Source organism: Amycolatopsis sp. NPDC102522 (assembly GCF_055584485.1).
Genome location: NZ_JBVJLY010000003.1, coordinates 384,436 through 409,786, shown reverse-complemented (window position 1 = coordinate 409,786; position 25,351 = coordinate 384,436). Strand labels below are relative to the sequence as shown.

25 protein-coding genes are annotated in these 25,351 nt (G+C 69.7%); 20 read left to right on the top strand and 5 right to left on the bottom strand.

What is annotated here, in order from left to right; genetic code table 11:
* The first annotated feature begins 236 nt into the window (after positions 1-236).
* The 5 genes from ACZ6YV_RS12170 to ACZ6YV_RS12150 all read left to right on the top strand — a co-directional run bounded on the left by ACZ6YV_RS12170 (position 237) and on the right by ACZ6YV_RS12150 (position 5,072).
* Positions 237-1,049 (top strand): alpha/beta fold hydrolase, encoded by an 813-nt coding sequence (locus tag ACZ6YV_RS12170; RefSeq protein ID WP_465509612.1) that lies wholly within the window; start codon positions 237-239, stop codon positions 1,047-1,049.
* A 21-nt stretch (positions 1,050-1,070) separates the two neighbouring features.
* The gene (gene mshA / locus ACZ6YV_RS12165) at positions 1,071-2,375 is read left to right on the top strand and encodes a D-inositol-3-phosphate glycosyltransferase (protein ID WP_020633133.1); all 1,305 of its coding nucleotides are present in this window, start codon (positions 1,071-1,073) and stop codon (positions 2,373-2,375) included.
* Positions 2,372-2,887 (top strand): type III secretion system chaperone family protein, encoded by a 516-nt coding sequence (locus tag ACZ6YV_RS12160; RefSeq protein ID WP_465509611.1) that lies wholly within the window; start codon positions 2,372-2,374, stop codon positions 2,885-2,887. Before mshA ends, ACZ6YV_RS12160 begins: the two co-directional genes overlap by 4 nt.
* A 67-nt stretch (positions 2,888-2,954) precedes the next feature.
* Positions 2,955-3,887: a DUF4349 domain-containing protein gene (locus ACZ6YV_RS12155; RefSeq protein WP_465509610.1), complete on the top strand. Its 933-nt coding sequence runs from the start codon at positions 2,955-2,957 to the stop codon at positions 3,885-3,887.
* Positions 3,888-4,322: 435 nt separating this feature from the next.
* Entirely contained in the window at positions 4,323-5,072 is a 750-nt protein-coding gene (locus tag ACZ6YV_RS12150; RefSeq protein ID WP_465509609.1) for a phosphoglyceromutase, read from the top strand.
* A 100-nt stretch (positions 5,073-5,172) separates the two neighbouring features.
* Here the strand turns inward: ACZ6YV_RS12150 and ACZ6YV_RS12145 are convergent, their stop codons facing one another.
* Positions 5,173-6,090: a hypothetical protein gene (locus ACZ6YV_RS12145; RefSeq protein ID WP_465509608.1), complete on the bottom strand. Its 918-nt coding sequence runs from the start codon at positions 6,088-6,090 to the stop codon at positions 5,173-5,175.
* The gene (locus ACZ6YV_RS12140) at positions 6,087-6,734 is read right to left on the bottom strand and encodes a DNA-binding response regulator (RefSeq protein WP_465509607.1); all 648 of its coding nucleotides are present in this window, start codon (positions 6,732-6,734) and stop codon (positions 6,087-6,089) included. The genes ACZ6YV_RS12145 and ACZ6YV_RS12140 overlap by 4 nt, the downstream gene beginning before the upstream one ends.
* Positions 6,735-7,026: 292 nt before the next feature.
* On the opposite strand from ACZ6YV_RS12140, the gene ACZ6YV_RS12135 reads away from it, so the two are divergent.
* From ACZ6YV_RS12135 to ACZ6YV_RS12085, 11 genes are all read left to right on the top strand, one after another.
* Entirely contained in the window at positions 7,027-8,259 is a 1,233-nt protein-coding gene (locus ACZ6YV_RS12135) for a sensor histidine kinase (protein WP_465509606.1), read from the top strand.
* On the top strand, positions 8,256-8,945 hold the full coding sequence (locus ACZ6YV_RS12130; protein ID WP_005167072.1) for a response regulator transcription factor: 690 nt from the start codon (positions 8,256-8,258) through the stop codon (positions 8,943-8,945). Before ACZ6YV_RS12135 ends, ACZ6YV_RS12130 begins: the two co-directional genes overlap by 4 nt.
* A 266-nt stretch (positions 8,946-9,211) precedes the next feature.
* Entirely contained in the window at positions 9,212-10,201 is a 990-nt protein-coding gene (locus tag ACZ6YV_RS12125) for a Ppx/GppA family phosphatase (protein ID WP_465509605.1), read from the top strand.
* A gap of 105 nt (positions 10,202-10,306) precedes the next feature.
* Entirely contained in the window at positions 10,307-11,884 is a 1,578-nt protein-coding gene (locus tag ACZ6YV_RS12120; protein WP_465509604.1) for a hypothetical protein, read from the top strand.
* Between the two features lie 22 nt (positions 11,885-11,906).
* A complete protein-coding gene (locus ACZ6YV_RS12115) occupies positions 11,907-12,704 on the top strand; it encodes a sugar phosphate isomerase/epimerase family protein (RefSeq protein WP_465509603.1) in 798 nt (265 codons plus the stop codon).
* A gap of 141 nt (positions 12,705-12,845) precedes the next feature.
* Positions 12,846-13,676 carry a thioesterase family protein gene (locus tag ACZ6YV_RS12110; RefSeq protein ID WP_465509602.1) on the top strand — a complete coding sequence of 277 codons (831 nt, stop codon included), beginning with the start codon at positions 12,846-12,848 and terminating at the stop codon, positions 13,674-13,676.
* Positions 13,677-13,700: 24 nt separating this feature from the next.
* Positions 13,701-14,516 (top strand): pyrroline-5-carboxylate reductase, encoded by an 816-nt coding sequence (proC, locus tag ACZ6YV_RS12105; RefSeq protein WP_465509601.1) that lies wholly within the window; start codon positions 13,701-13,703, stop codon positions 14,514-14,516.
* A gap of 193 nt (positions 14,517-14,709) precedes the next feature.
* On the top strand, positions 14,710-14,925 hold the full coding sequence (locus tag ACZ6YV_RS12100; protein WP_076164244.1) for a helix-turn-helix domain-containing protein: 216 nt from the start codon (positions 14,710-14,712) through the stop codon (positions 14,923-14,925).
* Between the two features lie 143 nt (positions 14,926-15,068).
* On the top strand, positions 15,069-15,170 hold the full coding sequence (locus ACZ6YV_RS12095) for a 30S ribosomal protein bS22 (protein WP_007030867.1): 102 nt from the start codon (positions 15,069-15,071) through the stop codon (positions 15,168-15,170).
* 287 nt (positions 15,171-15,457) lie between these two features.
* Positions 15,458-16,507: an NAD-dependent epimerase/dehydratase family protein gene (locus tag ACZ6YV_RS12090; RefSeq protein WP_465509600.1), complete on the top strand. Its 1,050-nt coding sequence runs from the start codon at positions 15,458-15,460 to the stop codon at positions 16,505-16,507.
* Positions 16,504-17,607, top strand: a complete 1,104-nt coding sequence (locus ACZ6YV_RS12085; RefSeq protein ID WP_465509599.1) for a lysophospholipid acyltransferase family protein — start codon at positions 16,504-16,506, stop codon at positions 17,605-17,607. Before ACZ6YV_RS12090 ends, ACZ6YV_RS12085 begins: the two co-directional genes overlap by 4 nt.
* 170 nt (positions 17,608-17,777) lie before the next feature.
* Here the strand turns inward: ACZ6YV_RS12085 and ACZ6YV_RS12080 are convergent, their stop codons facing one another.
* The 3 genes from ACZ6YV_RS12080 to ACZ6YV_RS12070 all read right to left on the bottom strand — a co-directional run bounded on the left by ACZ6YV_RS12080 (position 17,778) and on the right by ACZ6YV_RS12070 (position 20,724).
* Positions 17,778-18,680 carry an HAD family hydrolase gene (locus ACZ6YV_RS12080; protein WP_378238410.1) on the bottom strand — a complete coding sequence of 301 codons (903 nt, stop codon included), beginning with the start codon at positions 18,678-18,680 and terminating at the stop codon, positions 17,778-17,780.
* A 96-nt stretch (positions 18,681-18,776) separates the two neighbouring features.
* Positions 18,777-19,865, bottom strand: coding sequence for a DUF5667 domain-containing protein (locus tag ACZ6YV_RS12075; RefSeq protein ID WP_465509598.1), 1,089 nt, complete (start codon positions 19,863-19,865; stop codon positions 18,777-18,779).
* Positions 19,866-20,028: 163 nt separating this feature from the next.
* Positions 20,029-20,724, bottom strand: coding sequence for a sigma-70 family RNA polymerase sigma factor (locus tag ACZ6YV_RS12070; protein ID WP_465509597.1), 696 nt, complete (start codon positions 20,722-20,724; stop codon positions 20,029-20,031).
* Positions 20,725-21,016: 292 nt separating this feature from the next.
* Between ACZ6YV_RS12070 and ACZ6YV_RS12065 the strand changes: the two genes are divergently transcribed.
* The 4 genes from ACZ6YV_RS12065 to ACZ6YV_RS12050 all read left to right on the top strand — a co-directional run bounded on the left by ACZ6YV_RS12065 (position 21,017) and on the right by ACZ6YV_RS12050 (position 25,350).
* Positions 21,017-22,501, top strand: coding sequence for an AMP-binding protein (locus ACZ6YV_RS12065; protein WP_465509596.1), 1,485 nt, complete (start codon positions 21,017-21,019; stop codon positions 22,499-22,501).
* A gap of 11 nt (positions 22,502-22,512) precedes the next feature.
* Positions 22,513-22,749 (top strand): glutaredoxin family protein, encoded by a 237-nt coding sequence (locus ACZ6YV_RS12060; RefSeq protein WP_038520134.1) that lies wholly within the window; start codon positions 22,513-22,515, stop codon positions 22,747-22,749.
* 58 nt (positions 22,750-22,807) lie between these two features.
* Positions 22,808-24,343, top strand: a complete 1,536-nt coding sequence (locus tag ACZ6YV_RS12055; RefSeq protein WP_465509595.1) for a molybdopterin-dependent oxidoreductase — start codon at positions 22,808-22,810, stop codon at positions 24,341-24,343.
* 179 nt (positions 24,344-24,522) lie between these two features.
* A complete protein-coding gene (locus ACZ6YV_RS12050; protein ID WP_378238415.1) occupies positions 24,523-25,350 on the top strand; it encodes a redox-sensing transcriptional repressor Rex in 828 nt (275 codons plus the stop codon).
* The last annotated feature ends 1 nt before the right edge of the window (position 25,351 follow it).

The window sequence follows — 25,351 nt, the reverse complement described above, 5'->3', positions numbered from 1 at the left end:
GCTTGGCTCGCTTGAGGTACATGAAGGCCCCCTTCCTTGCGCCTAGCGCAAGGAAGGGGGCCTTCATGTACTTGGGAAGGTGAAGGGCCCTTCACGGACAGGGATCAAGCGCAGCCAGGTACCTAAGGCACGCTTGGCCCTGACCTGAATCGCCACTCACGACCCACCCAGCCCGCGGCTTACCGCCACTTCCGGCGGGTAGGGGCCACCCCGGCCGACCTCCTAAAGTGCGAGGCATGAAGACCGAGGTAGTCGGCTACGGCGGGACCCGCATCGGCCTGTGGGTCGAGGGCGCCGAGAACACCCGCCCGATCGTGTTCGTGCACGGCTGGGCCCAGTCCTCCCGGGCCTGGGCGCCGCAGCTGGCGGACCCCGCGCTCAGTGAGCGGTTCCGCCTGGTCGCGATGGACCTGCGTGGCCACGGCGACTCCGAGGTGCCCTCCGCCGGCTACGACGATCCGCGTGTCTGGGCCGAAGACCTCGCCTCCGTCCTCGACTTCGCCGGTGACGACGCGATCGTCGTCGGCTGGTCCTACGGCGGGCTGGTCATCGCCGACTACCTCCGGGTGCACGGTTCCGCCCGGCTCGGTGGCGTCGTCCTTGTGGGCGCGATCACAGAAATCGGCAAGAACCGGCCCGGAGGCAAGGTCGGGCCCGCCATGCGCGAGGCCATCCCGGCGGTGCTGTCGGACGATCCGGCGGTCGCGATTCCCGCGTTGGTGCAGTTCAGCGCGGGGATGACCGCCTCCCCGGTGTCCGGCACGCTCACCCAGGCGCTGCTCGGCGCCTGCCTCTCCACGCCGCCCGCGGTGCGTTCCGCGCTGTTCCGGCGCGACGTCGGGAGTGAGGATGTTCTTCGCGATCTGGACAAACCGGCGCTGATCGTCCATGGTCTCGCGGACGCTGTGATCGATCCGACGTCGGCGGAATACGCGGCCGGGAAGATTCCGGGTGCCGTCGTGCGTTGGTTACCTGAGGTGGGGCATCTGCCGTTCGCCGAAGCGGCGGACGAGTTCGGTGAACTGCTGCGCGGGTTCGCCGATCAGTAGGACTTCAGGAGTGTTGACCAGGTGACGATCCCTCTGCACGGGTTCGATGCCGCGCCCAGGCGCGTCGCGGTGCTGTCCTTGCACACCTCTCCGCTGGAACAGCCGGGTACCGGCGACGCCGGCGGGATGAACGTCTACGTGAGCCAGACGGCCACCGAGATGGCCCGCCGCGGCGTGGAGGTCGAGGTGTTCACGCGGGCGACGTCCTCGGACCAGCCCCCGGTCGCCGAGCTGGCGCCGGGCGTCCTGGTCCGGCACATCCCGGCCGGGCCGTTCGAGCCGCTGGGACGCGACGAGCTGCCGGCGCAGCTGTGCGCGTTCACCGCCGGGGTGCTGCGGGCCGAGGCGTTCCACGAGCCGGGCTACTACGACCTCATCCATTCGCACTACTGGCTCTCCGGCCAGGCGGGCTGGCTCGCCCGCGACCGCTGGGGCGTCCCGCTGGTGCACACCGCGCACACCCTGGCCAAGGTCAAGAACGCCGCGCTGGCCGAGGGCGACACCCCCGAGCCGCGCACTCGCGTGATCGGTGAGCAGCAGGTCGTCGACGAGGCGGACTGCCTGGTCGCGAACACCCGTGTCGAGGCCCGCGAGCTGATCGAGCTGTACGACGCCGACCCGCACGCCGTGCACGCCATCCCGCCCGGCGTCGACCTCGACCGCTTCACCCCCGGTTCCCGGTCGGCCGCGCGCCGCGCGCTGGGCCTGCCGCAGGACGCGATCGTGCTGGCCTTCGCCGGCCGGATCCAGCCGTTGAAGGCGCCGGACGTCCTCCTGCTGGCCGCGGCCGAGATGCTGCGTGAGCGGCCGGAGCTGGCGTCGCGGCTGGTCGTGCTGATCGTCGGCGGCCCGTCCGGGACCGGGCTGGAGCAGCCGCAGGCCCTGCGCGAGCTGGCCGTCTCCCTCGGGATCGAGGAGCAGACCCGGTTCATGCCGCCCCAGCCCGGCCGGTCGCTGGTCAACGTCTACCGCGCGGCCGACCTCGTCGCCGTGCCCAGTTACAACGAGTCGTTCGGGCTGGTCGCGCTCGAGGCGCAGGCCTGCGGGACACCGGTGATCGCGGCCGAGGTCGGCGGGCTGCCGGTCGCCGTCCCGCACGGTGTTTCCGGGCTGCTGGTGCCTTCGCACGATCCGAAGGACTGGGCGGGCGCGCTCGCGAACGTCGCGCTGCGGCCCGGCTGGCGTGCCGAACTCTCGGCCAACGCCGTCGTCCACGCGCGGCGCTTCTCCTGGCGCCGGACGACCGACCGCCTGCTGGACACGTACGCTCAGGCGACCGGCGCGTTCCGGCGTGCCCTCGAACAGCGCGCGGAGGTGGCGGTTTGACGCTCGACGAGACCTTGCGGTCCTCTTTGGACAACGCGGGCCTGGAGTATGACAGGCGCGGCGAGGGGAAGTACTTCGTCACGTTGCCCGGTACCAAGAAGCTGCAGACCAACTGCTGGCTGGTCGCCGGGGACCACGCCTTCGCCGTCGAAGCCTTCGTCTGCCGCCGCCCCGACGAGTCCCATGAGGACGTTTACCGCTTTCTGTTGCGCCGCAACGCGAAGCTTTACGGCGTGCACTACACCGTGGACGCGATGGGCGACATCTACCTGGTTGGCCGGTTCGGCTTGGACACGGTGACCGAGTCCGAATTGGACAAGATCCTCGGACAGGTCCTGGAAGCCGCCGACGGCGATTTCAACACGCTGCTGGAACTCGGGTTCGCCGAGTCGATCAAACGCGAATGGGACTGGCGTGTCTCGCGTGGAGAGTCGCTCGCGAACCTGGCGGCGTTCAAACATCTCGTCGAGCCTTCGAACGGGCACGAACCAGGGGCCTTGACCGACTCGTGACCCGGATGGTGCAACCGGCCTGAACCCGGTTCCGTCTCTTTCCGCAGCACTGGAGGGAGATGGACCGATGTACAAACGATTGAGATGGGTGGCCGTAGTCGGCGCCGCGCTGGCGCTGGCGGGCTGCTCGGCGAGCGAGCCTTACAGCGAATCCGCCGCGATGCCGATGACGGCCGACGGGAAGCAGGCCGTGCCGAATCAGGGCGGACCGAACCAGGGCGTGCCGAACAAGGGCGCCACCGACAGCGCGGGCAAGGCGGGTCAGGAGAAGGCGCCCGCGGCACAGCCGGGGATCGCCGACCGCAAGCTGGTGCGCACGGCGAGCCTGGAGCTCACCGCGCCGAACGTCGCCGACGTGCTCTCGCAGGTGCGCGTCATCACCCAGGCCGCCGCCGGCTACACCGGGCAGGAGAGCACCCAGGAGAAGCGGGCGTCGGTCAACGTCATCGTGCCCTCCGAACGCCTCGACGGCGTGCTGGACCAGCTGGGGAAGCTGGGGAAGCAGGTCCGGCGGGAGGTCACCGCGACGGACGTGACCGACCAGATGGTCGACGTCGATTCGCGGCTGGCCACCCAGCGGGCGAGCGTCGAGCGCATCCGCGCGTTGCTCGCGAGGGCGACTTCGGTGTCCGAGATCGCCTCCGTGGAGAGCGAGCTGACGAGCCGTGAGTCCGAACTCGAGTCGCTTCAGAAGCGCCGCGAAAGCCTGGCCGGAAGTGTCGCCATGTCGACGATCTCGCTGCAGGTGAAGGCGGAGACGGTCGCGGCGGCGGAGGAGGAAGCCCGGAGCGGGTTCTTCGGCGGCCTTGCCAACGGCTGGGACGCGTTCCTGACCTTCGGCGGCGGCCTGCTGACCGTGCTCGGCGCGATGGCGCCCTTCCTGCTGGTCTTCGGTATCCCCGCGGCCGCGCTGGTGTGGTGGCTGCGCAAGCGGCGCCGTCAGCTGGAACCGGCGATGGCGACCGCCTCGGAGCTGCCGTCCGCGCCTCCGCTGGACTGAAATGAACAGGCGGGACGGCTCGAGGGAGGGGGGAGTCGCGATCTCGAGCCGCCCCGCTGAAGTTCCCGCCAAGGTGGACCCGGTGACGAGGGGGATGCCAACGGGGCCGGCGGGCGCCGCGACTCGGCAGGGGGGAGACGAGTCGCGGTCGTCACCCGCGTCGAGCCGGGGAGTGCGTGGAATCCGGCCGCGCGGGACTTAGTCAACCTGTCAGATCTCCACCTGTAATCACAAGACTACCGGTTACTCCGTTCGAGTGAACTTCGAAAACCGGGATAACGGAGTGCAGCCTGATTGCCGGGGAATTGGACTTGTTGGCAACCCGTCTTCTGGACGGGTGAAGGTGTTACTCGCGGGTAACGCACTCTCTGTAGAAGAAAGCGCAATCCCGGCCCTCTGACCGGCGCTTCCGCTCTCTCTGGCAGGCTGAACCCCATGGCTGAGCTTGGGACTCTGGTGCTGCTGCGTCACGGGCAGAGCACGTGGAACGCCGAAAACCTGTTCACCGGCTGGGTGGACGTGCCGCTGTCCGAGCAGGGCGAGCAGGAGGCGCGCAAGGGCGGGCAGCTCCTCGCCGAGTCCGGCCTGCTGCCGGACGTCGTCCACACGTCGCTGATGCGCCGCGCGATTTCGACCGCGAACCTGGCGCTCGACGCCGCCGACCGGCACTGGATCCCGGTGAAGCGCGACTGGCGTCTCAACGAACGCCACTACGGCGCGCTGCAGGGCAAGAACAAGAAGCAGACCCTGGACGAGTTCGGCGAGGAGCAGTTCATGCTCTGGCGCCGCTCCTACGACACCCCGCCGCCCCCGATCGACCCGGCTGACGAGTTCAGCCAGGCGGGCGACGCGCGCTACGCCGACCTCGGCGACTCCGCCCCGCTGACCGAATGCCTCAAGGACGTCGTCGCGCGGCTGCTGCCGTACTGGGAGACCGAGATCGTGCCGGATCTGCGCGCGGGCAAGACCGTGCTGGTCGCCGCGCACGGCAACTCGTTGCGGGCGTTGGTGAAGCACCTCGACGGCATCTCCGACGACGCCATCGCCGGGCTCAACATCCCGACCGGCATCCCGCTGCGCTACGACCTCACCGAGGACCTCAAGCCGGTCACCGCCGGCGGGACCTACCTGGACCCGGAAGCCGCCAAGGAAGCCGCGGCCGCCGTCGCGAACCAGGGCCGCTGACCTTTCCGTACCGAAGCTCCCCGAGTGTCATGAAAGGGTCGTTCAGGACAAAAAATGTCCTGAACGACCCTTTCATGACATCTGGGCACGGTTGCCGAGCTCAGGGCAAAGCCTGGACGGACTCGATCCCGGCGGCCTTCCAGCCTTCGGGTAGGCGTTTGAGGCGCAGGACGATCGGCAGGTACTTCTTCGTCGTCTGTCCGGCCGCGTCCGTGACGTCCGTCGCCGCGTAGAGCAGCACGCTCGCCTTGTCGTCCACGACCTCCATGACCCCGACAGCGGGGTTCGGCGCCATCGACGCCTTCGTGCCCGCCGCGCGGAACTGGGCGATCCGCGCCGCCTTGTCCCGCTGGAAGCCCGTCAGCAGCTCTCCGGTCGAGACGGACTCGTAGCGGGCGTAGCTGCCTTCGGGATCGGCAGGGTTCACGTTCAGCAGGACCTCAGCGGCGCGCAGAGCGCCGTCACGGGCCGAGTCCCGCACCCGTGCGAGCGCCCGGTCACCCGCGCCTGGTTTCTCCGCAGCGAGCGGCGATCCGGCCGGGTTCACCTTGATTTCGCCGATGCGCCAGCGTTCGCCCTCGCGCACCGTCGCGAGCAGCACCGACGCGATGCCCTTGCTGGTGCCACCCGCCCTCGTGCTGCTCTGGTCGAGCACGGTCAGCACCCGCGTCTTGTCCGGCGTCTGCTCGACGGCGGCCGAGACGATCACCCGCGTCACGAGCTTGATCGGCTCCGGCGAGTTCCGGACCTCGGAGAACAGCTTCGCGATCTCGTCCCGCGCGCCCGGCGTCAGGTTCTCGGCGAGTGCCTTGTCGTAGGCGGGCGCGGCCGTGCTGTCGTAGGAGAACACCGCTTCGGTGGCCGTCTTCACCGCTTTCAGTACCGACGCCGTCCGCGACGGATCGACCAGTGCGAGGTTGGCGGGCGGGCTTTCCGGTTCGGGCCGGGCGGTGCCGGAGACGCCGGTGGTGCAGCCCGCGAGCGCGAGCAGCACGGCGAAACCCGCCCAGCGCCTCACAAGAGGCCGAGTTCCCGAGCCCGCGCGTCGACCTGGAGCCGCGAAGTCACGCCGAGCGCGACCAGCAGCTCCGAGACGCGCCGCTGATAGGTCCGCACGCCCATCCCGAGGCTCTTCGCGGCCTTGTCGTCCTTGCAGCCGGTGGTCAGGAACTCGAGGATCTGCGGGGTCTCCATCCGGATGTCGGCGAACCGCGCGTCGAACGTCTCCAGCGTGGCGGCCGCCAGCCAGGCGGTCTCGAACAGCGACAAGATGCCCTGGACCAGCTCCGGGCGCGAGATGACGCTGTACGAGCGCACCTCCTTGCCCTCGTCGCCCGCCATGATCGCGACCCGCTCGTCGAGCAGGATCGTCTCGTTGATCTCCTCGGTGCCGATCCGGATCTGCGCGCCGAGACCGGAGAGGTGGTGCAGGTGCTGCGCGGTCTGCTCGTTCAGCAGGACGCCGGGGCGGTAGAGCTTGCGGACCCGTTTGCCGGACAGCAGCCGCTCGCCCTGGCGCGTGAGCGACGGCCGGGAAAGCGCCCAGGTGTAGAGGTCGTCGGCCGCGCACGCGATGTCGGTCGCCGCGACGAACAGATGAGCCGTCCGGTCGAGCAGCTCTTCTTCTCCGCGAATCAGGGAGATGTCACTGACGAGTTCCACGGCGACAGTCTTCCAACATTCTCCGGCAGCCGTGACGGGAACGTCGCTATTCGCCCGTGAGTGGGACGATCGCCGCCCGGATAGTCACGACGAAAGTCGGGATCCGGGCACCGGCCACCGACCAGGTCCCCGTTCCGGGTGACCCGCCTCACCCAGGAGATCTCGGCCAGGGGTCGGCCACGTGAACGGCGGCCGACCTGCAGGCGAACAGGGCTTCCCCAGGTGTCATAGGCATCACGAGTACGCGGCCGGGACTAGGCCAAAAGGCTACCCGCACGCTTACGATTCCCCTGTGACCACGCCTGTTGCACTCGCCCTGGCCGTCGGCGGACTGATCGTCGGTGTGGTCGTCGGCTTCCTGATCGCCAGGGGCCGCGCCCGCCGCGAGGAGCGGCGCCCGACCGGCCCCACCGTGGCCGAACTGCTCGAACGCCTCGTGCGCTCCAGCAACAACGGGGTCGTCGTCCTCAACAAGTTCGGGGACATGGTCCTGCACAACCCGCGTGCCTACGAGCTGGGCCTGGTGAAGGTCAACCAGGCCGACCCGAGGGCCCGCAAGGCCGCCGAGCAGGTGGTCGAGACCGACGACCCGATGGAGATCGACCTGTCCCCGCTGGAGGCGAGGGGCCGTCAGCCCGAAGCCGTCCTCGGCGAGGTTCGCCCGCTGGGCGACGGGTTCACCGTGGTCGAGGCCGTCGACCACTCCGAGGCGATCCGCCTCGAAGCCGTCCGGCGGGACTTCGTCGCGAACGTCAGCCACGAACTGAAGACGCCGGTGGGCGCGATCGCGCTGCTCACCGAGGCCGTCCTCGACGCCGCGGAGGATGTCGAGGAGGTCCGCCGGTTCGGCGGCAAGATCCTCCGCGAATCGACCCGGCTCGGCCAGCTCGTCACCGAGCTGATCGCGCTGTCGCGGCTGCAGGGCGCCGAGCGGCTGCCCGACCTGAACGTGGTCGAGGTCGACGCCGTCGTCCGCGAGGCGCTCGGCCGGACGACGCTGTCGGCGGAATCCGCCGAGATCACCATCACCACCGACTCGGCCAGCGGGCTGCTCATCGAGGGTGACCGGACGCTGATGGTCACCGCGCTGTCGAACCTGCTGGAGAACGCCGTCGCGTACTCGCCGGCGGGCAGCCCGGTGTCGATCAGCAGACGGCTGGTCGACGGGAAGGTCGAGATCGCGGTGACCGACCGCGGCATCGGCATCGCCGAGGACGAGCAGCAGCGCGTCTTCGAGCGGTTCTTCCGCTCGGACAAGGCGCGGTCGCGATCGACCGGCGGCACCGGGCTGGGGCTCGCGATCGTCAAGCACGTGGCCGCCAACCACGGCGGTTCGGTCGGCCTCTGGAGCCGTCCCGGCACCGGGTCGACGTTCACCCTGCGGATCCCCGCGCACATCGGCGCCGAACCGGCCGCGGCGCCGAAACAGGCTCCGCCGGCATCCCGGCCGGAGAAGACCCCCGAGCGGACACCCCGTCTCGTGGCAACAGGGCAAGAAAGCCCCGACCATGGAGGAAACCTGTGACGAGGGTTCTCATCGTCGAGGACGAAGAGTCGTTCGCCGACCCGCTCGCGTTCTTGCTCCGCAAAGAGGGCTTCACCGCCGCCGTCGCCGTGACGGGGCAGCAGGCGCTCGAGGAGTTCGACCGCAACGGCGCCGACATCGTCCTCCTGGATCTCATGCTCCCGGGCATGAGCGGCACCGACGTCTGCAAGCAGCTCCGGCAGCGTTCCGCGGTGCCGGTGATCATGGTGACCGCTCGCGACAGCGAGATCGACAAGGTCGTCGGGCTGGAACTGGGCGCCGACGACTACGTCACCAAGCCGTACTCGGCCCGCGAGCTCATCGCGCGGGTGCGGGCGGTGCTGCGCCGCGGCGGCGAGCCGGGCTCCGAAGGTGATCTGGCGCCGCTGGTGCTGACCGCCGGGCCGGTGCGGATGGACGTCGAGCGGCACGTGGTGACCGTCGACGGCCAGGAGGTCTCCCTGCCGCTGAAGGAGTTCGACCTGCTCGAATACCTGCTGCGCAACGTGGGCCGCGTGCTCACCCGCGGGCAGCTGATCGACCGGGTGTGGGGCGCGGACTACGTGGGCGACACCAAGACGCTCGACGTCCACGTGAAGCGCCTGCGGTCGAAGATCGAACCGGACCCGGGTTCGCCGCGGCACCTGGTCACCGTGCGTGGCCTGGGCTACAAGTTCGAGACTTAAACCACCGAGGCTTCGAGACTTAAATCACCGAGGCTCGGTTGACCCAGGGGTCTTCCCAAGGGCGCTCCGCGCCCGACGAAGACTTCACCGTCGAGCGCCCTCTTTTGGGCCGAAGGCCCACGGAAACCTGATGAAGGGGCGCCTGCAAACGCAACGTGACGTTGTGTGCGATCCGGCGCCCCTTCGGCAGGTTTCCGTCAGCGCTCGACAGATAAACACGGTTACGGTTTCGTGACCTGACGTGGAGGCGGGTACCGTAGACGCTCGTGCGCCTAGGGGTACTCGATGTCGGTTCCAACACCGTCCACCTGCTCGTGGTCGACGCCCACCGTGGCGCCCACCCGACCCCGATGCATTCCGAAAAGGCCGTCCTCCGGCTCGCCGAGCAGATCACCCGCAACGGTGACCTGAGCCGCGCGGGCGCGGACAGCCTCGTCCGGGCGGTCGAATCGGCGAAGGCGGCCGCGGCCAGGCTCGGCTGCGAAGAGGTCATGGCGTTCGCCACCTCCGCCGTCCGCGAAGCCAAGAACGCCCCGAAGGTGCTGGCGAAGGTCCACGAACAGACCGGCGTCGAGCTGAAGGTGCTTTCCGGGATCGACGAATCCCGGCTCACCTTCCTCGCTGTCCGCCGCTGGTTCGGCTGGTCGGCGGGAAAGCTGCTCGTGCTCGACATCGGCGGCGGCTCGCTGGAGGTCGCGATGGGCCGCGACGAGGAGCCGGATCTGGCCGAATCGCTTCCGCTGGGAGCGGGCCGGACCACCCGGACGCGGTTCCAGCACGACCCGCCGACCCGCTCGGAGCTCATCGCGACTTCGGCGTGGCTCGAAGAACAACTCGCCCCGCTCGCGAAGAAGGTCGCCAAATTGGGTGAACCCGATCGTGTCGTGGCGACGTCGAAGACCTTCCGGTCACTCGCCAGGCTGACCGGAGCGGCGCCGTCGGCGGGCGGGCCGCATGTGCGCCGTACCCTGACCGACACCGCGTTGCGCCAGCTCATCGCGTTCATCTCCCGGATGACCGCCCATGACCTGGCACAACTCGAAGGGGTCAGCGCCGGCCGCTCGCACCAACTGGTGGCGGGCGCGCTCGTCGCACAAGCCACCATGCGGGCGCTTTCCCTGGAAGAACTGGAGATCTGTCCGTGGGCGCTGCGAGAAGGTGTCATCCTTCGACGGCTGGACCATTCGAACGGTGCGGACGAGACTGTGGGCGGCAGCGCCCGACTGGACTTAGTCGACGGAGAACGGGCACGGTGAAGAGGTGACGGAAATGCGGATGACGGTGGATAGCGCGCGCGACGCCGCCGATGCCCCGTCGTGTGCCGGTTCGCAACGGCCGGAGCGCGCATTGGACAGCACGGTATGACGGACGAGACAGAGAGCGGCCAGCCACAGAAGACCGTGGCGGAGCTGCTCGCACAGCATGGAGCCCAGCCCGAGGGCGGCCGCCGCAGGCGACGCCGCGCGGCCGACGACGAGGACGAGGCTCCCGAGCCTCCCCGTGGCCGACGCGCGCCGTCGGTGAGCGACACCGCGCCGCAGGCGATCATCGACAGGGTGTCCGGCGACACCCCGCCGCCGCCCAACCGTCCTCCGCGCCGTTCAAGGCCCCAGGACTCCGGAGCACGGCCGCTCCCGCCGCAGCCCCAGGACTCCGCGCCGCTGCCGGTGCCGCCGAACGCCGCGGCCCCGACCCGGCAGACGCCGCCGGTGCGCCCGCCGCAGCCGCCGCAGGAGCAGAGCGGCTATCAGCAGCGTCCGCCGCAGCCTCCGCAGCAGTCGGGTCAGTTCGTGAGGCCTGCGCCGCCGCAAGAGCAGAGCGGTTACCAGCAGCGTCCGCCGCAGCCTCCACAGCAGTCGGGTCAGTTCGTGCGGCCGACTCCGCCCCAGGAACAGTCCGGCTACCAGCAGCGTCCGCCGGACTCCGAAGGCCTGCCTCCCCGTGGCCGCCCGCGGCCCGCGGGCCCGGAAGAGACCCGCGGCGCGGTGCCGCCGGTCCGCCGTCGGCCCGAGCCGCCCGCGGGACCCCCGTCCGCCGGCTTGTCGGCGAGGCTCGACGGGGCCGACGCCCCGCCCGAAGACGTCCAGGACCAGCCCGGCCCGATGGCCAGCGGCGCGTTCCAGACCCCGCCCGCCCAGCCGGCGCGGCGCCGTCGTCCTGCGGCCCGCCCGCCGCAGCCGAAGGCCGAGCCGAGCACGGAGCAGTTCGCCGCGGTCGGCGACGAAACCGGGGTCGATTCCGAAGGTTCCGCGCCCGCCGAACCGGCGGCACCGCCCGCCGGGCTCGCCGGCTGGCGCAAGCGCAGGCAGAAGGTGCAGTCCGAGGACACCGAGATCGGCGGGATCCCGCCGATCCCGCCCCCGGTCGCGCCCGGCGAACCGGACATCGACGCCGAAGAGGACCAGTTCGACGCGGGCCCACCGACCATGGGGCACCCCGCGCCGATGCCGTTCGTGCCGCCGCATTCGCTCGACGACCGCGAACGGCAGGACAACCTCGACGAGTACGAGAGCGAGTTCGCCGACCCGGCGTACCCCGACGGCGGCCCGGACTTCGCCCGCGACGACTACGGCTACCGCGCCGACGAGTACGAGGACGACTACGAAGACGACCGGGCCGACGGCAGCGTCGATGACGTCGATGACGTCGAACCCGAGGCACCTGCCGAGAACGCGTCACCGGGGAAGCAGTGGCTGGCGCTGGCCGGCCAGCTCGCCCTCGGCGTGGTCGGCGGCGCCGGGGTCTGGCTGGGCTTCAACTGGCTGTGGGTGAACATCCCCGCCGCCGCGCTGGTCGCCGCGCTGCTGGTGATCGTCGCGCTGGTGTGGATCGTCCGGAAGATCCGCCGGGCGGAAGATCTGCAGACCACGGTGCTCGCGGTGCTGGTGGGGCTGGTGGTGACGGTCTCACCGGCCGCACTCCTGCTGGTCGCGCGTTAGCGGCCTCGGGAAGGATGCCGGAATGGTTCAGCAGATTCCGGTGGGGATTTCGACCGCGTCCGTGTGGCCCTTGAAGGCGGGCGTGGCCTTCGAGATGGCCGCCGACCTCGGCTACGACGGTGTCGAGGTGATGGTCTGGGCCGACCCGGTCAGCCAGGACGTCTCCGCGCTGCGCCGCTGGTCGCGCCGCACCGGGGTGCCGGTGCTGTCGATCCACTCGCCGTCGCTGCTGATCACCCAGCGCGTGTGGTCGCCGGATCCCGAGGTGCGCCTGCGGATGTCCGTGGACGCGGCGCTGGAACTGGGCGCGCGCACGGTCGTGGTGCATCCGCCGTTCCGGTGGCAGCGCCGCTACGGCGACGCGTTCGGCGACCTCGTCGACGAACTCGAAGAGGAGAGCGGCATCGAGGTCGCGGTCGAGAACATGTTCAAGGTCCGCCCGCCCGGCGGCTCGCGGACGTCGCGCGTGTCGGCCTTCCGGCCTTCGATCGACCCTACGGACGTAGGGTTTCGCCACTACACGCTGGATCTGTCCCATACAGCGGCAGCCGGTATGGACGCCCTCGCGCTCGCCGAACGCATGGGTTCCGGGCTCACCCACGTCCATCTGGCGGACGGCACGGGGCTCCCGAAGGACGAGCACCTGGTGCCCGGACGCGGGATCGAACCCTGCGCCGAACTGCTCGAAAAGCTCGTGAACAGCGATTTCTCCGGACAGATCGTGCTGGAGATCAACACCCGCCGCTCGCCGAACGCGGCACAGCGGTCAAGGGATCTCGCGGAGTCACTCTTGTTCGCGAGGTTCCACCTCGGCCAGTGACAAAGATCGTCCCCAGGTGCGGAGATTCATTCCTGCCTGCGCCCGAGGCGCTGGTACACGTAAAGTTCCGACCGTGAACCAGCTGCGCTTGTTGATCTCCCGCACTCCCATGGATCGGCTCGTGGCCTGGGTCAGTGCTCGGTGAGCGCGGCCGACGACACGGGAACCTCCTTCGACGCGGCTTGCGCGACGAGATCACTGGGTGACGGCACGTTCACGGCGGTACTGCGTACCGAATGGTCGATCGGCGGGCATCCGCACGGCGGCTTCCTGATGGCCTTGATGGCGCGGGCCGCCCTCACGTTCCTGCACGAACGCGGCGAACCGCCGTCCGAGCCGCTGGCGATCAGCGCGGAGTTCCTGCACCCGCCCGCGGTGGGGCCGGTGTTGCTGCGCATGGACGTCCGGAAGGTCGGAAGGCGCGCCTCGGTCGTGGCGGTCCTGCTGGAGCAGCGGGGCCGCAGCTGCGTCGAGGCCAGGGTGACCACCGGACGGCTGCCGATGCGGCGCCCGGAGTGGACCGACGTCCCCACCATGCCCGCGGAGCCGCCGCCCGGCGCGGTGCCCGTGACCGGTGAGACGTCCGAAGGCCTGTTCAACCTCGCGAAGGGCTGCGAGGTCCGGCTGGATCCGGCGAGTGTCGGCTATCTGCACGGCCGGATCGGTGATCCGCCGAAGATGCGGCTGTGGGTCCGGCCCCGGCACGGTCTCCCCGACCCGTACTTCGCGCTGCTCGCGAGCGACGTGAACCCGCCGGTGGTCTACAACCTCGGCCGGGTCGGCTGGGCGCCGACCGTGCAGCTGACCGCGTTGCTGCGCACCCGGCCGGCGCCGGGCTGGCTGCGGGTGATCGTGCAGTCCCAGTCGGTGCACGAGGCCTGGTTCGACTCCGACGCCGTCGTCGTGGACTCGCAGGGCAGGCTGGTCTGCCAGGCGAGGCAGCTGGCGCTCGCCCCGGCGCCCGGGGGCTGACCGCGGTTTGGCACGCTGAAAGGCATGAGCGTGATCGCGGTTTTGGGTGCCGGGAAGATCGGGGAGGCCCTGCTCTCGGGCCTGCTGCACGGCGGGCACAGCCCCGACGACCTGCTGTTCACCGAGCGGTATCCGGCGCGCGCGGCCGAGCTGACCGAGCGCTACGGCGTGCACGGGAGCACCGTCGCCGACGCCGCGCGCCGGGCCGACGTGCTGGTCGTCGCGGTCAAACCGCAGGACATCGACCCGGTGCTGGACGAGCTCGCGCCATTGCTCGGCAAGGAGTCTCTGGTGGTCTCGCTCTGCGCGGGCCTGCCGACAGCCCTGTACGAGCGCAGGCTGGCCGAGGGCGTCCCGGTGGTCCGTGTCATGCCGAACACCCCGATGCTCGTCGGAGAGGCGATGAGCGCCGTCTCCGCGGGCGCGCACGCGACCGCCGAGCACATCGCGGTGGTGAAGGACCTGCTTTCGCACGTCGGGCAGGTCGTCGAGGTGCCGGAGTCGCAGCAGGACGCCGTGACGGCGCTGTCGGGATCCGGGCCCGCGTACTTCTTCTTCCTGGTCGAGGCCATGATCGACGCCGGGATCCTGCTCGGCCTGCCCCGTGCTCTCGCCGGGCAGCTGATCATCCAGTCGGCCGTCGGCGCGGCGAAGATGCTCGCGGAGTCCGACGAGCACCCGGTGCTGCTGCGTGAAGCCGTCACCTCGCCCGCCGGGACGACCATCAACGCCATCCGCGAGCTGGAGAAGCACGGCGTCCGCGCGGCGCTCCTGGCCGCCATCGAGGCCGCGAAGGACCGTTCGACAGAGCTGGGCCGCGCCCACGATCCCCGCGCCTAGTCCTCCGGATGCGGTAGTTCGCCGCCGAACTACCGCATCCGGAGGGCGAAATGCGTAGTCGGACGGGCCCATCTCGGTGACTCGCGTCGCTTTAGCCACACGTGTCCCGCTACTCTCAGGAGAGCACGTGCGTGTCGATACCACAGGTGGGGAAGCCGCGTGGCGCGACACGTGTCGAAGGGCACGGTGATTCATGCCGTCGAACAAGAAGGATGATCTGCCCTCAGTGGGTCAGGTCCAGTTTCTGACGGTCGCCGAGGTGGCCACGCTGATGCGGGTCTCCAAGATGACCGTCTATCGCCTCGTTCACTCGGGCGAGTTGCCCGCGGTGCGCGTCGGGAAGTCGTTCAGAGTGCCCGAAAAGGCCGTTCACGAATATCTGCAGGGCGCGTACTTCGACGTGGGCTGAGGCCCGCTTCGCGGAGCACAGCGTGCCCGCCCGAGGGCGTCTTCCGGGGCGCGAGTACCCTGGAAGACCGCTCGTGCCTGTGCGCTCCACCCGTTGGACGCTGCGCCGGGCAGCGTGACCGACGACGAAGGAAGGAGCGCTCTATGGGTTCTGTGATCAAGAAGCGCCGTAAGCGTATGTCGAAGAAGAAGCACCGGAAGTTGCTGCGCCGGACGCGCGTTCAGCGTAGGAAGGCCGGCAAGTAAGACACAGCCGGTGAATGGCCCGTCCAGTTTCTGGACGGGCCATTCCCATTTGGTGGACGTTTTCCGCCCATTCGAGTGAGACGCGCATCCCCTCTGCGAGCGGCGGGTTAATAGCATGTAAGCGCTGGCTCGACTACCCCTAATGAGCGGTAACATCTCAAGGGCAGCCGCGCGATGCTTCCAGTGAGTGCAGGTACGCGCACGCTCGGTAGATCGATCCGCGCTCAAGGTCATCAGGACCCCGTGATCAAAAAGTCCGAGAACAGCCTAAAGCCGCAGGGAGTCCTATGCCGTCGAACATCGTGCTCGTGACCGGGGTCGGGGGAGACCTTGGCGGGAAGCTGCTCGCCAGACTCGGCAACAATCCGGAGTTCGAGCGGGTGATCGGCGTCGACACCACGCCCCCGCAGAAGTCGGTTCTGCAGCGTATGGGGCACGCTGAATACGTCCGGGCCGACATCCGTAACCCGCTGATCGCCAAGGTGATCAGCACGGCCAAGGTCGACACCGTCGTGCACGCCTCGTGCACCGCGCATCCGGCCGGGCCCGCTCGCCGCACGGTGATCAAAGAGGTCAACGTCATCGGCACGATGCGGCTCCTGGCTGCCTGCCAGCGTTCGCCGCTCGTGCGCAAGCTCGTGGTGAAGTCGACGGCCGCCGTCTACGGCGCGGGCGCGCGCTCGCAGGCCGTCTTCACCGAGGATTCCGAACTCATCCCCACCTCGACCAGCGGTTACGCGAAGGACGCCGTCGAGATGGAGGGGTACGTCCGCGGGCTCATGCGCCGCCGTCCCGACATCACGACGACGCTGTTCCGGTTCGCCAACATCATCAGCCCCGAGATCGACACCGTGCTCTCGCGCTACTTCGCGCTGCCGGTGGTCCCGACAGTCTTCGGCTACGACGCGCGGATCCAGCTGCTCCACGCCACGGACGCGCTGGCCGTGTTCGAGCAGGCGACGCTGAACGACAAGCCCGGCGTGTTCAATGTCGGCTCGGAGGGGGTACTCACGCTGTCTCAGGCGATCCGGCGAGCCGGTCGGGTCGAACTGCCGATGCCCAGCGGTGTGGTGCCGTCGGTCGGCAAGGTCCTGCGCGGAGCGAGGGTGGTCGACTTCTCCGCGGACCAGGTCCGGTTGCTGAACTTCGGCCGCGTCGTGGACATCACGAAGCTCAAGAAAGAGTTCGGCTACACCCCGCGGTGGACCACGCGGGAGGCGTTCGACGACTACATCACCGGCCGCGGGCTCAGGCCCGTGGTGGACGGAGGCAGGCTGGCAGGGTTCGCCGGCAAGGTCCTCGTGGCCGCGGCGACAGGGCAGGCGGGGAACCGGTGAGCAGGCCCCACGAGAACACCCCCGATAACTCTCACGAAGGCGAGGCGGAAGACGTGAGCGGCGCTGAAGCGCAGGTCATCCCGTTGCACGGCCCCGGCAGAGAGAAGCCGGACCCGGCCGCACAGGCGGATCGGGATCTTCGCGAGTCCGAAGAAGCGCAAGAGCAGCTGGAGCAGGAGCGCCGGGCGGACGCGCCCGTCGTCGAGTTCCCCGGGGCGGCGCGGATCTCGCCCGCCAGGACCCGTCCGGCCGACGCCGACCTCCTGCCCGCCTCGCTCCGGACGGCGCTGGGGTTCCTGCGGGACAGGCTGACCGGTGACTACACCGTCGACGAGTTCGGCTTCGACGCCGAGCTCACCGAGACCCTGCTGTTGCCGCCGCTGCGCGCGCTGTACGAGAAGTGGTTCCGGGTCGACACCTTCGGCGTCGAGAACCTGCCCACCGACGGCGGCGCGCTGCTGGTGTCGAACCACTCCGGCACGGTGCCGCTCGACGCGCTGATGACCGCCGTCGCCGTGCACGACCACGCCCCCGGCGGCAGGCACCTGCGCGGCCTCGGCGCGGATCTGGTGTTCCAGGTACCCCTGGTCGGCTCCTTCGCCCGCAAGTCCGGGCAGACGCTCGCCTGCAACGCCGACGCGGAACGCTTGCTGCGCAAGGGAGAACTCGTCGGTGTCTGGCCCGAAGGGTTCAAGGGCATCGGGAAACCGTTCTCGTCGCGATACAAGCTGCAGCGGTTCGGCCGCGGCGGTTTCGTTTCCGCCGCGCTGCGGACCGGGGTGCCGATCATCCCCGTTTCGGTCATCGGCGCGGAGGAGATCTACCCGAAGATGGGTGACATCAAGCTGCTCGCGCGGGTGCTCGGCCTGCCGTACTTCCCGGTGACGCCGTTCTTCCCGCTGCTCGGCCCGCTCGGCGCGATCCCGCTGCCGACGAAGTGGAGCATCGAGTTCGGCGAGCCCATCCGCACGGACACCTACGACGCGGACGCCGTGGATGACCCGATGCTGGTGTTCACGCTGACCGACCAGGTGCGGGAGTCGATCCAGCAGTCGCTGTACAAACGCCTTTCGCAGCGGAAGAGCGTCTTCAAGGGCTAGAGCCGGAACTCACGTGATTGAAGCCGGAACTCGCGTGATTGGGGCCGGAACTCGCGTGATTGGGGCCGTCACTTGCGTGATTGGGGCCGGAACTCGAGAGTTCCGGCCCCAATCACGCGAGTCACGGGCTTGAACACGCGAGTCACGGCCTGGATCACGCGTGTGACGGGTCAGCGGCGCCGGTAGGCCATGCCGGCCGCGACGGCACCGGCCACCGCACCGACGCCGAGCACCGAGGGCACGCCGATCTTCGCGGCCTTGCGCCCGGTCCGGAAGTCGCGGATCTCCCAGCCGCGAGCCCGCGCGACGTCGCGAAGACCGCCGTCGGGGTTCACCGCGACCGCTGTCCCGACGACCGACAGCATCGGCACGTCGTTCTGCGAGTCCGAATACGCCGTGCAGCGCTTGAGATTCAGCCCTTCGCGTGACGCCAGCGCCCGGACGGCGTGGGCTTTCGCGCGGCCGTGCAGCAGGTCGCCGACGAGACGGCCGGTGTAGACACCGTCCTTGGTCTCCGCGACCGTGCCCAGCGCGCCGGTGAGGCCGAGGCGCCGCGAGATGATGGCCGCGAGTTCGATCGGCGTCGCGGTGACGAGCCAGACGCGCTGCCCGGCGTCGAGGTGCATCTGCGCGAGTGCCCTGGTGCCGGACCAGATCTTGTCCGCCATCAGCTCGTCGTAGATCTCTTCGCTGATGTCGGTCAGTTCCTGCACGGTGCGGCCGGCCACAAAGGACAGTGCGCGCTCGCGATGGGTTTTGATGTCCTCCTTGTTCTCCCGGCCGCCGAGCCGGAATTTCACCTGCTGCCAGACGAATCCGGCGAGATCGGCGGACGTGAAGAACTTGCGCGCGGCCAGGCCGCGGGCGAAGTAGAAGATCGACGCGCCCATCATCATGGTGTTGTCGACGTCGAAGAACGCGGCCGCTGTCAGGTCCGGCGGAGCGGGCGGCGCGGGCGGTTCGAGGGCTTGTGCGGACGCGGTCGCCATGGCGGCCTCGGCCGATGCCTCGCCCGCGAGCTCGGCCAGCCGTTCGAGCTCTTGACTCTTATCCCTGCCCCGCCAAACTGACACGCACACCGCCTCCGGAATCCCAGGTGCCTGATGCACAGCGTAGCGAGCGGCCGACCAGCCTGTCCCGGGTGTGGTGCCTCCCTCATCAACGCCGCGTCAGCCGATGGTTATCGGCGGTAATCCCGGAATGAGCGGTGGAATCGAAATCAGCGGCGGCTTCGGCGTGGTGGTCGCCGGGGGCGACGTCCTCGTCGTCGGGGGAGGCGTGGCCACGACGGGTGGCGGCGTCCCGCCCGTGGGCGGCGTGAGCGGTCCGGTGGGGGTCGCGGTGTCCACGCCGGACGACGGCGGCACCGAGGTCGGCGACGGCGACCCGGCCGGTGCCGACGACGGCGAGGGCAACGTCACCGGCGGCAGGACGGCGTCGGAGGAGCCGGGGTTGCGGACGCAGTCGCCGGCGGCCGGGACGGCGCCCAGTTCGTCGGACGAGCCCGTGGTGATCGTGTAGCAGACCAGCCGCGAGCCGAGATCCGACGTGCGCGTCTGGACCTTGTCGAGCAGGACACGGGCCGCGGCGAACTTGTCGCGCGCCTCGGCGGGCGCGTGCCCGACCTGGACACCGAGCCGGTCGGACTGTTGCCGCGCCCAGGTGCGGAGTTCGGTGAGCCGGGTCTGGCCGCCCTGATCGGTGACGAGCGAGGTCAGCTGGGAGACGCCGGCCCGCAGGTCGGTTTCGAAATCGGCGAGGCCGGTGAAGTAGGCGCCGGTGGCCGCGCCCTGCCGGGTCAGTTCGTCGAGTTCGCCGACGCGGTTCGCGGCGAACTCCAGATGCTTCTTCGCCTTGTCCCGCTCGTCGAAGGTGAGCCCGAGCGCGGCCGATTCACCCGCCCGCTTGATGCCGTAGAGCGGATCGCCCGGCAACGCGTCCTTGGACAGCAGCAAGGTGATGCCGCCCAGCGCGAGGACGAGCGCGACGGCGGCCGCGGCGAGGTTGGCGACGGCGTGACCACGACGCTTCGACGGGGCTTCGTCTTCGGCGAGGCGTCCGGCGATCTCGTCGCGGATCCTTTGCCGGGTCTCCGCGTCGGGAGCGCCACCGGCGCCCAGCTCGCGCAAGCCGCCGACGAGGGCGAGTTCGTGCGCGAACTCGTCGTCCGGGGTCTCGGTGCCGGCGGTGCCGTCGACAAGGTCCGCGAAGCGGTCACCGTCCGCCCGCTCACGCGCGAACCATCCCGGCACGCCCACGGCGAAGTCTCCATCTGCTCAGCCCGGTCCTGACACCGGTCTGGCTGGGAAAACGAGCGGAGGCGCCCAAGGGTTACGGCAAGGCCCGGTGAGGAGTAAATATTAGATCGTTGCGGCAACGCGAAGCGTTTCCGTTGAGGGTGGCGGTGGGTATATCGGCGGGTTAACGCAATCCGGTGGGCAGAAGTTGTGCCAAACGGCGTACTGCGCGGTGCTGAAGGGCTTTGATGGCGCCTTCGTTGCGCTTCATGATCGCCGCGGTCTCGGCGACCGAAAGTCCCTGCATGAACCGCAGCACGATGCACTCGCGCTGGTCTTCGCCGAGTTCGGCGACGCAACGCAGCAGCTCGGCGCGGGTGGCACGGCTGATGGCCTGCTGCTCGGGACCCACGACGGCCTGCACGCCGACGTTCCCGATCGGTGCCCCGTTCGGCTCGGCGACCTCGTCGGTGACGACCTCGAGGCGGAACCGGCTCGACTTCACGTGGTCGAGGATGATGTTGCGCGCGATGGTGACGAACCAGGCGCCGACGTCACGCCCCTGGTAGCTCACCGACGTGATGCGGCGCAGCGCGCGGAGGAAGGTCTCACTGGTGACGTCCTCGGCGAGGTCCCGGTCGCCGAGGCGGAACAGGACGTAGCGGTAGACGACATCGACGTAGCGGTCGTAGAGCCGTCCGAAGGCGGACGTGTCGCCGCCTTGCGCGGCGCTGACCAGCTCCCACGCCTCGGCCTTCGCGGCCTCGGCGGCGTCGTCGTTTGCCTCGGCCTTGGCTCGCGACGGCGCGGCGGGAAAACCGCTCCGGCGGAGGATATGGCCCGCCAGCATCGAGACGGGGTTCGGCGCGGGAAGAGTCACGCGGTACCTCCCGTTCCGGACAGGGAGAACCGGCCCGCATGTCCCACCGCCGCGTGGGCCTGCAAGATCTGCACGTCCGGACTCCCTTTCTCACCATCGAGTGATCAACACCACTCGACGACGCCCAGCAGCATACGTGTAGTTACCGCGAAGTAGGTAGCGGTGCCGGGGTTACGGAACTGCGACGAAAGCGAGTGACACCCATGACGGTGGGGGAGATGACAAACTGGCAACGCCGTTCACCGAGGGAAGAGGTTCGCAGTTGAGCGCGGAGCAGGTTGCCGATCCAAGTGTGCCCACCTTGCTCGCCGAGGCCGCCCGGCAGTGGCCCGGGAAGGCGGCCGTCCAGGAGACCGGCGACGGGGTCGCGCTGAGCTGGGCGGAACTCGACAACGCCGCCCACGCACTGGCGCGCGCCCTGCTCGACGCGGGAATCGAGCGCGGCGACAGGGTGGCGTTGCGGCTGCCGACGTCGGCCGCTTTCGCCGTCTCGCTCTTCGGGGCACTCCGGGCGGGCGCGGTGGTCGTCCCGATCTCGCCGCAGGCTCCGATGGCGGAGCTGACCGGGCTGCTGGAGCACAGCGGCGCACGGCTGGTTCTCGAACGCGAGGCGACCGAGGAGCTCCCCGATGGGGTGACAAGCCTCTCACCGGCCGTTACTTCGGATGGAGCAGTCGAACCGCTCGACGCTGCCGGTGCCGGTGAGGACATAGCGGTCATCTCGTACACCTCCGGCACGACCGGCCCGCCGCGTGGCGTGATGCTGTCGCACCGGGCGCTGCTGGCGAACCTCGACCAGCTGAGCCGGATCGTCCCGACGCCGCTCGTGCACGGCGACCGCGTGCTCATCACCATCCCGTTGTTCCACGTCTACGGCCTGGGGCCGGGCCTTCTGCAGACCACCTCGGTCGGGGCGACGGCGATCCTGTCCGAACGTTTCCTCGCCGAGCGGACCCTGGCCGACTGCACCGAGTACCGGGTGACCTCGATCGCCGGCGTGCCCGCGATGTACGCCGAATTCGCCGCGATGGACCCCGACGAGCTCGGGCAGGGCCTTTCCACCGTTCGGCGGATGACCTCAGGCGCGGCGCCGCTGCACCCCAAGATCCTCACCGCGCTCCGCGGCGCCACCGGGCTGGACGTCTACGAGGGCTACGGCCTCACCGAATGCGCGCCCGTGGTCACCACGACCCTGGTCACCGGCTACCCGAAGCCGGGTTCGGTCGGGCGCCCGCTGCCCGGCGTCGAACTCCGGCTGGTCGACAGCGACGGCGACGCGGAACCCGTCCCGCTGGACCCGGACGACCTCGGCGACGCCTTCGACGAGGACGGTGGCACCGGGCTGGTGTCGATCCGCGGCGCGAACCTGTTCTCCGGCTACTGGCCCGACGGCTCGCACGGTCCTGACGAGGACGGCTGGTTCCGCACCGGCGACGTCGGCTACCTCGACACCGACGGCGACCTGCACCTGGTGGATCGCGCCAACGACCTGATCATCGTCAACGGCTTCAACGTCTTCCCGCACGAGGTCGAGAACGTGATCTCGATGCTGGACGAAGTCGTCGAGGCGGGGGTCGTCGGCGTCGTCGACGAGCGGACCGGTGAGGCGGTGAAGGCCGTCGTCGTCCCCGCGCCGGGTGCGTCGCTCTCGGAACAGCAGGTCGTCGAGCACTGCGCGGAGCACCTGGCCGGGTACAAGGTGCCGCACACGGTCGAGTTCGCCGAGTCCCTGCCGCATTCGGCCACCGGGAAGCTCCGGCGCCTTCGCCTCAGGTAAGGATGGGGGCCATGGCGCACCACGTGACCGTCATGACCCGCACCGGTTGCCACCTGTGCGAGGTCGCGGAACAGGACATCGAACGGATCTGCGGCGAACTGGGTGTCGCCTGGTCGGCGCAGGACGTCGACAGCGACCCCGAATGGCGGGCCGAATACGGCGACCGCGTGCCGGTGATCCTCGTCGACGACGCCGAGCACGGCTACTGGCGCGTCGAAGAGGACAGGCTCCGGAAGGCACTGGCGTAACACACTCGTAAGGGGCGATCGGCCGACCCGAAGCGCCTTTCGCTCCGAAGATGGAGTCGTGGACGAAGAACGCAGGCTCACCTTCCAGCAAGCCGCTCTGACCGGGCTCCTGTCACTGGCGGCCGCCCTCGGCGTGGGGCATCTCGTCGCGGGCTTCGTCGGGTACACGGCCTCGCCGTTCGTCGCGGTCGCGAACTTCGTCATCGACCACAGCCCGCACGCGGTGGTCGCCTGGGCGGAACAGACGCTGGAGACCTGGGACAAGCCCATCCTCAAGATCGGCCTGGCCGTGGTGCTGGTGCTGGTCGCGCTGCTCGCCGGGCAGCTCTCGCGCCGCAAGGCACTGCCGGGCCAGGTGCTCGTCGGCGTCCTCGGCGCGGCGGGTGTCGCCGCCGTCTACGTGCGCACCGACCTCGGGCAGATCGCGCTGCTGGCGCCGGTGGCCGCGACGGTCGCCGGGCTCGTCGTCTTCACCAGGCTGCACCTGTTCTTCCGCCCGAAGGTGTTCTTCGACGACCGCGAAGGCGAGGGGCCGGACCGGCGGAAGGTGCTGATCACCGGCGCCTCCGTCGCGGCGGGAGCCGGTGTCGCCGCGCTGACCGGCCAGCTCGTCGGGACCAGGAAGAACGCCGCGGACTCGCGGGCCGCCGTCGGCAGGCTCGTCGCCGCGCGGACAGCGCCACCGATCCCGCCGGACGCGGACTTCGTGAAGTTCGGGACCCCGCCGTACCTCACTCCTTCGAAGGATTTCTATCGCATCGACACCGCCCTGGTGGTCCCGCAGGTGCGCGCGGAGGACTGGAGCCTGCAGATCCGCGGCATGGTCGATCGCGAGGTCACCTACCGGTATGAGGACATCCGCTCGCGGCCGCTGATCGAACGCGACGTCACGCTGTGCTGCGTCTCCAACGAGGTCGGCGGCCCGTACATCTCCAACGCGCGCTGGATCGGCGTCGACCTGCGTGACCTGCTGCTCGAAGCGGGCGTGAAACCCGGCGCCGAGCAGATGTTCGCCACCAGCGTCGACGGCTGGACCTGCGGTACCCCGGTCGAGGCCGCCTTGGACCCGGCGCGCGGCGCGATGCTCGCGATCGGCATGGACGGCGAACCGCTGCCGATCGAGCACGGCTTCCCCGCGCGCATCGTGATCCCCGGGCTGTACGGCTACGTGTCCGCCACGAAATGGGTCACCGAGCTGGAGATCACCACCTGGGAGGAGCGTCGGGCGTACTGGCTCGACCGGGGTTGGGGCCGCGAGGGACCGGTGAAGACGCAGTCGCGGATCGACGCGCCCGGCTCGGCGGTGAACGCGGGCAAGGTCGTCGTGTCCGGGACCGCCTGGGCGCAGCACACCGGCGTCGCGAAGGTCGAGGTCCGCGTCGACGAGGGGCCGTGGCAGGAGACCGTCCTGTCCGCCGAAACGTCGAAGGACACCTGGCGGATGTGGTGGACCGAAGTCCGGGTCGGCCCTGGTCAGCATCAGGTCGCGGTCCGGGCCACGGACCAGTCCGGCTACACGCAGACCCAGGAGCGTGCCGGAACCGTGCCCGACGGAGCCACCGGCTGGCACACGGTTTCGGTCAACGCGCGCTGACGCGACCTTCAACACAGCACCTACCAGTGACTTTGTGCCTGCGTTCACAAGTGGCTACCGTAGATACGTCGCCTCCGACAGCGCCCGGCATCGAACCGGACTCAGCGCCGCGGGTCAAGAGCCGGTTTCGCAGGTTCAGGCGAATCATGTCGTCAGCAGGACCAGAGGAGCGGACAAGCGTGGTGTCGCAACGAGGCCGGCGCACCCGGGTGACACCGGACGCCGACAACGCGCCCACCGCGGAGATGCCCGCCGTCGAGGCCACCGCCGAGCCGGAAGCGGTCCGCGCGAAGTCGATCCCCGAGGCCGCCGTCGCCCGCCTCGCCGTCTACCTCCGTGTCCTCTCCGGACTGGCCGAGCAGGGCGCGACGACGATCTCCAGCGAGGAACTCTCGCAGGCCGCGGGCGTCAACTCCGCGAAACTGCGCAAGGACCTGTCCTACCTCGGCTCCTACGGCACCCGCGGCGTCGGCTACGAGGTCAGCGTCCTGGTCAGCCAGATCGAACGGATCCTCGGCCTGACCCGCAAGCACAAGGTCGCCGTGGTCGGCATCGGTAACCTCGGGCACGCGCTGGCCAACTACGGCGGGTTCCCCGGCCGCGGCTTCCCGGTCGAGGCGCTGTTCGACCTCGACCCGGATCTGGTCGGCGTGCCGGTCGGCGGCCTCCTGGTCTCGCATCTCGACGAGATCCCCAAAGTCTGCGCCGAACGGCAGATCTCCATCGGCGTCATCGCCACTCCGCCCACCGCCGCGCAGTCGGTCTGCGACCGGCTTGTCGCAGGTGGCGTGCAGTGCATCCTGAATTTCGCCCCGGTGGTGCTGCAGGTTCCGGCGCATATCGAGGTGCGCAAGGTCGATCTCGCGGTCGAGCTGCAGATCCTGTCGTTCCACGTCGCTCGCCGCGCCGATCTGGCCGCTAACGGCAACGGCGGAGGGGACGGTGGCCCCGGAGGCGCCGAGAATGGCAGCGTGAACGGCCACGGCAACGGAATGGTGGTGCGCTGAA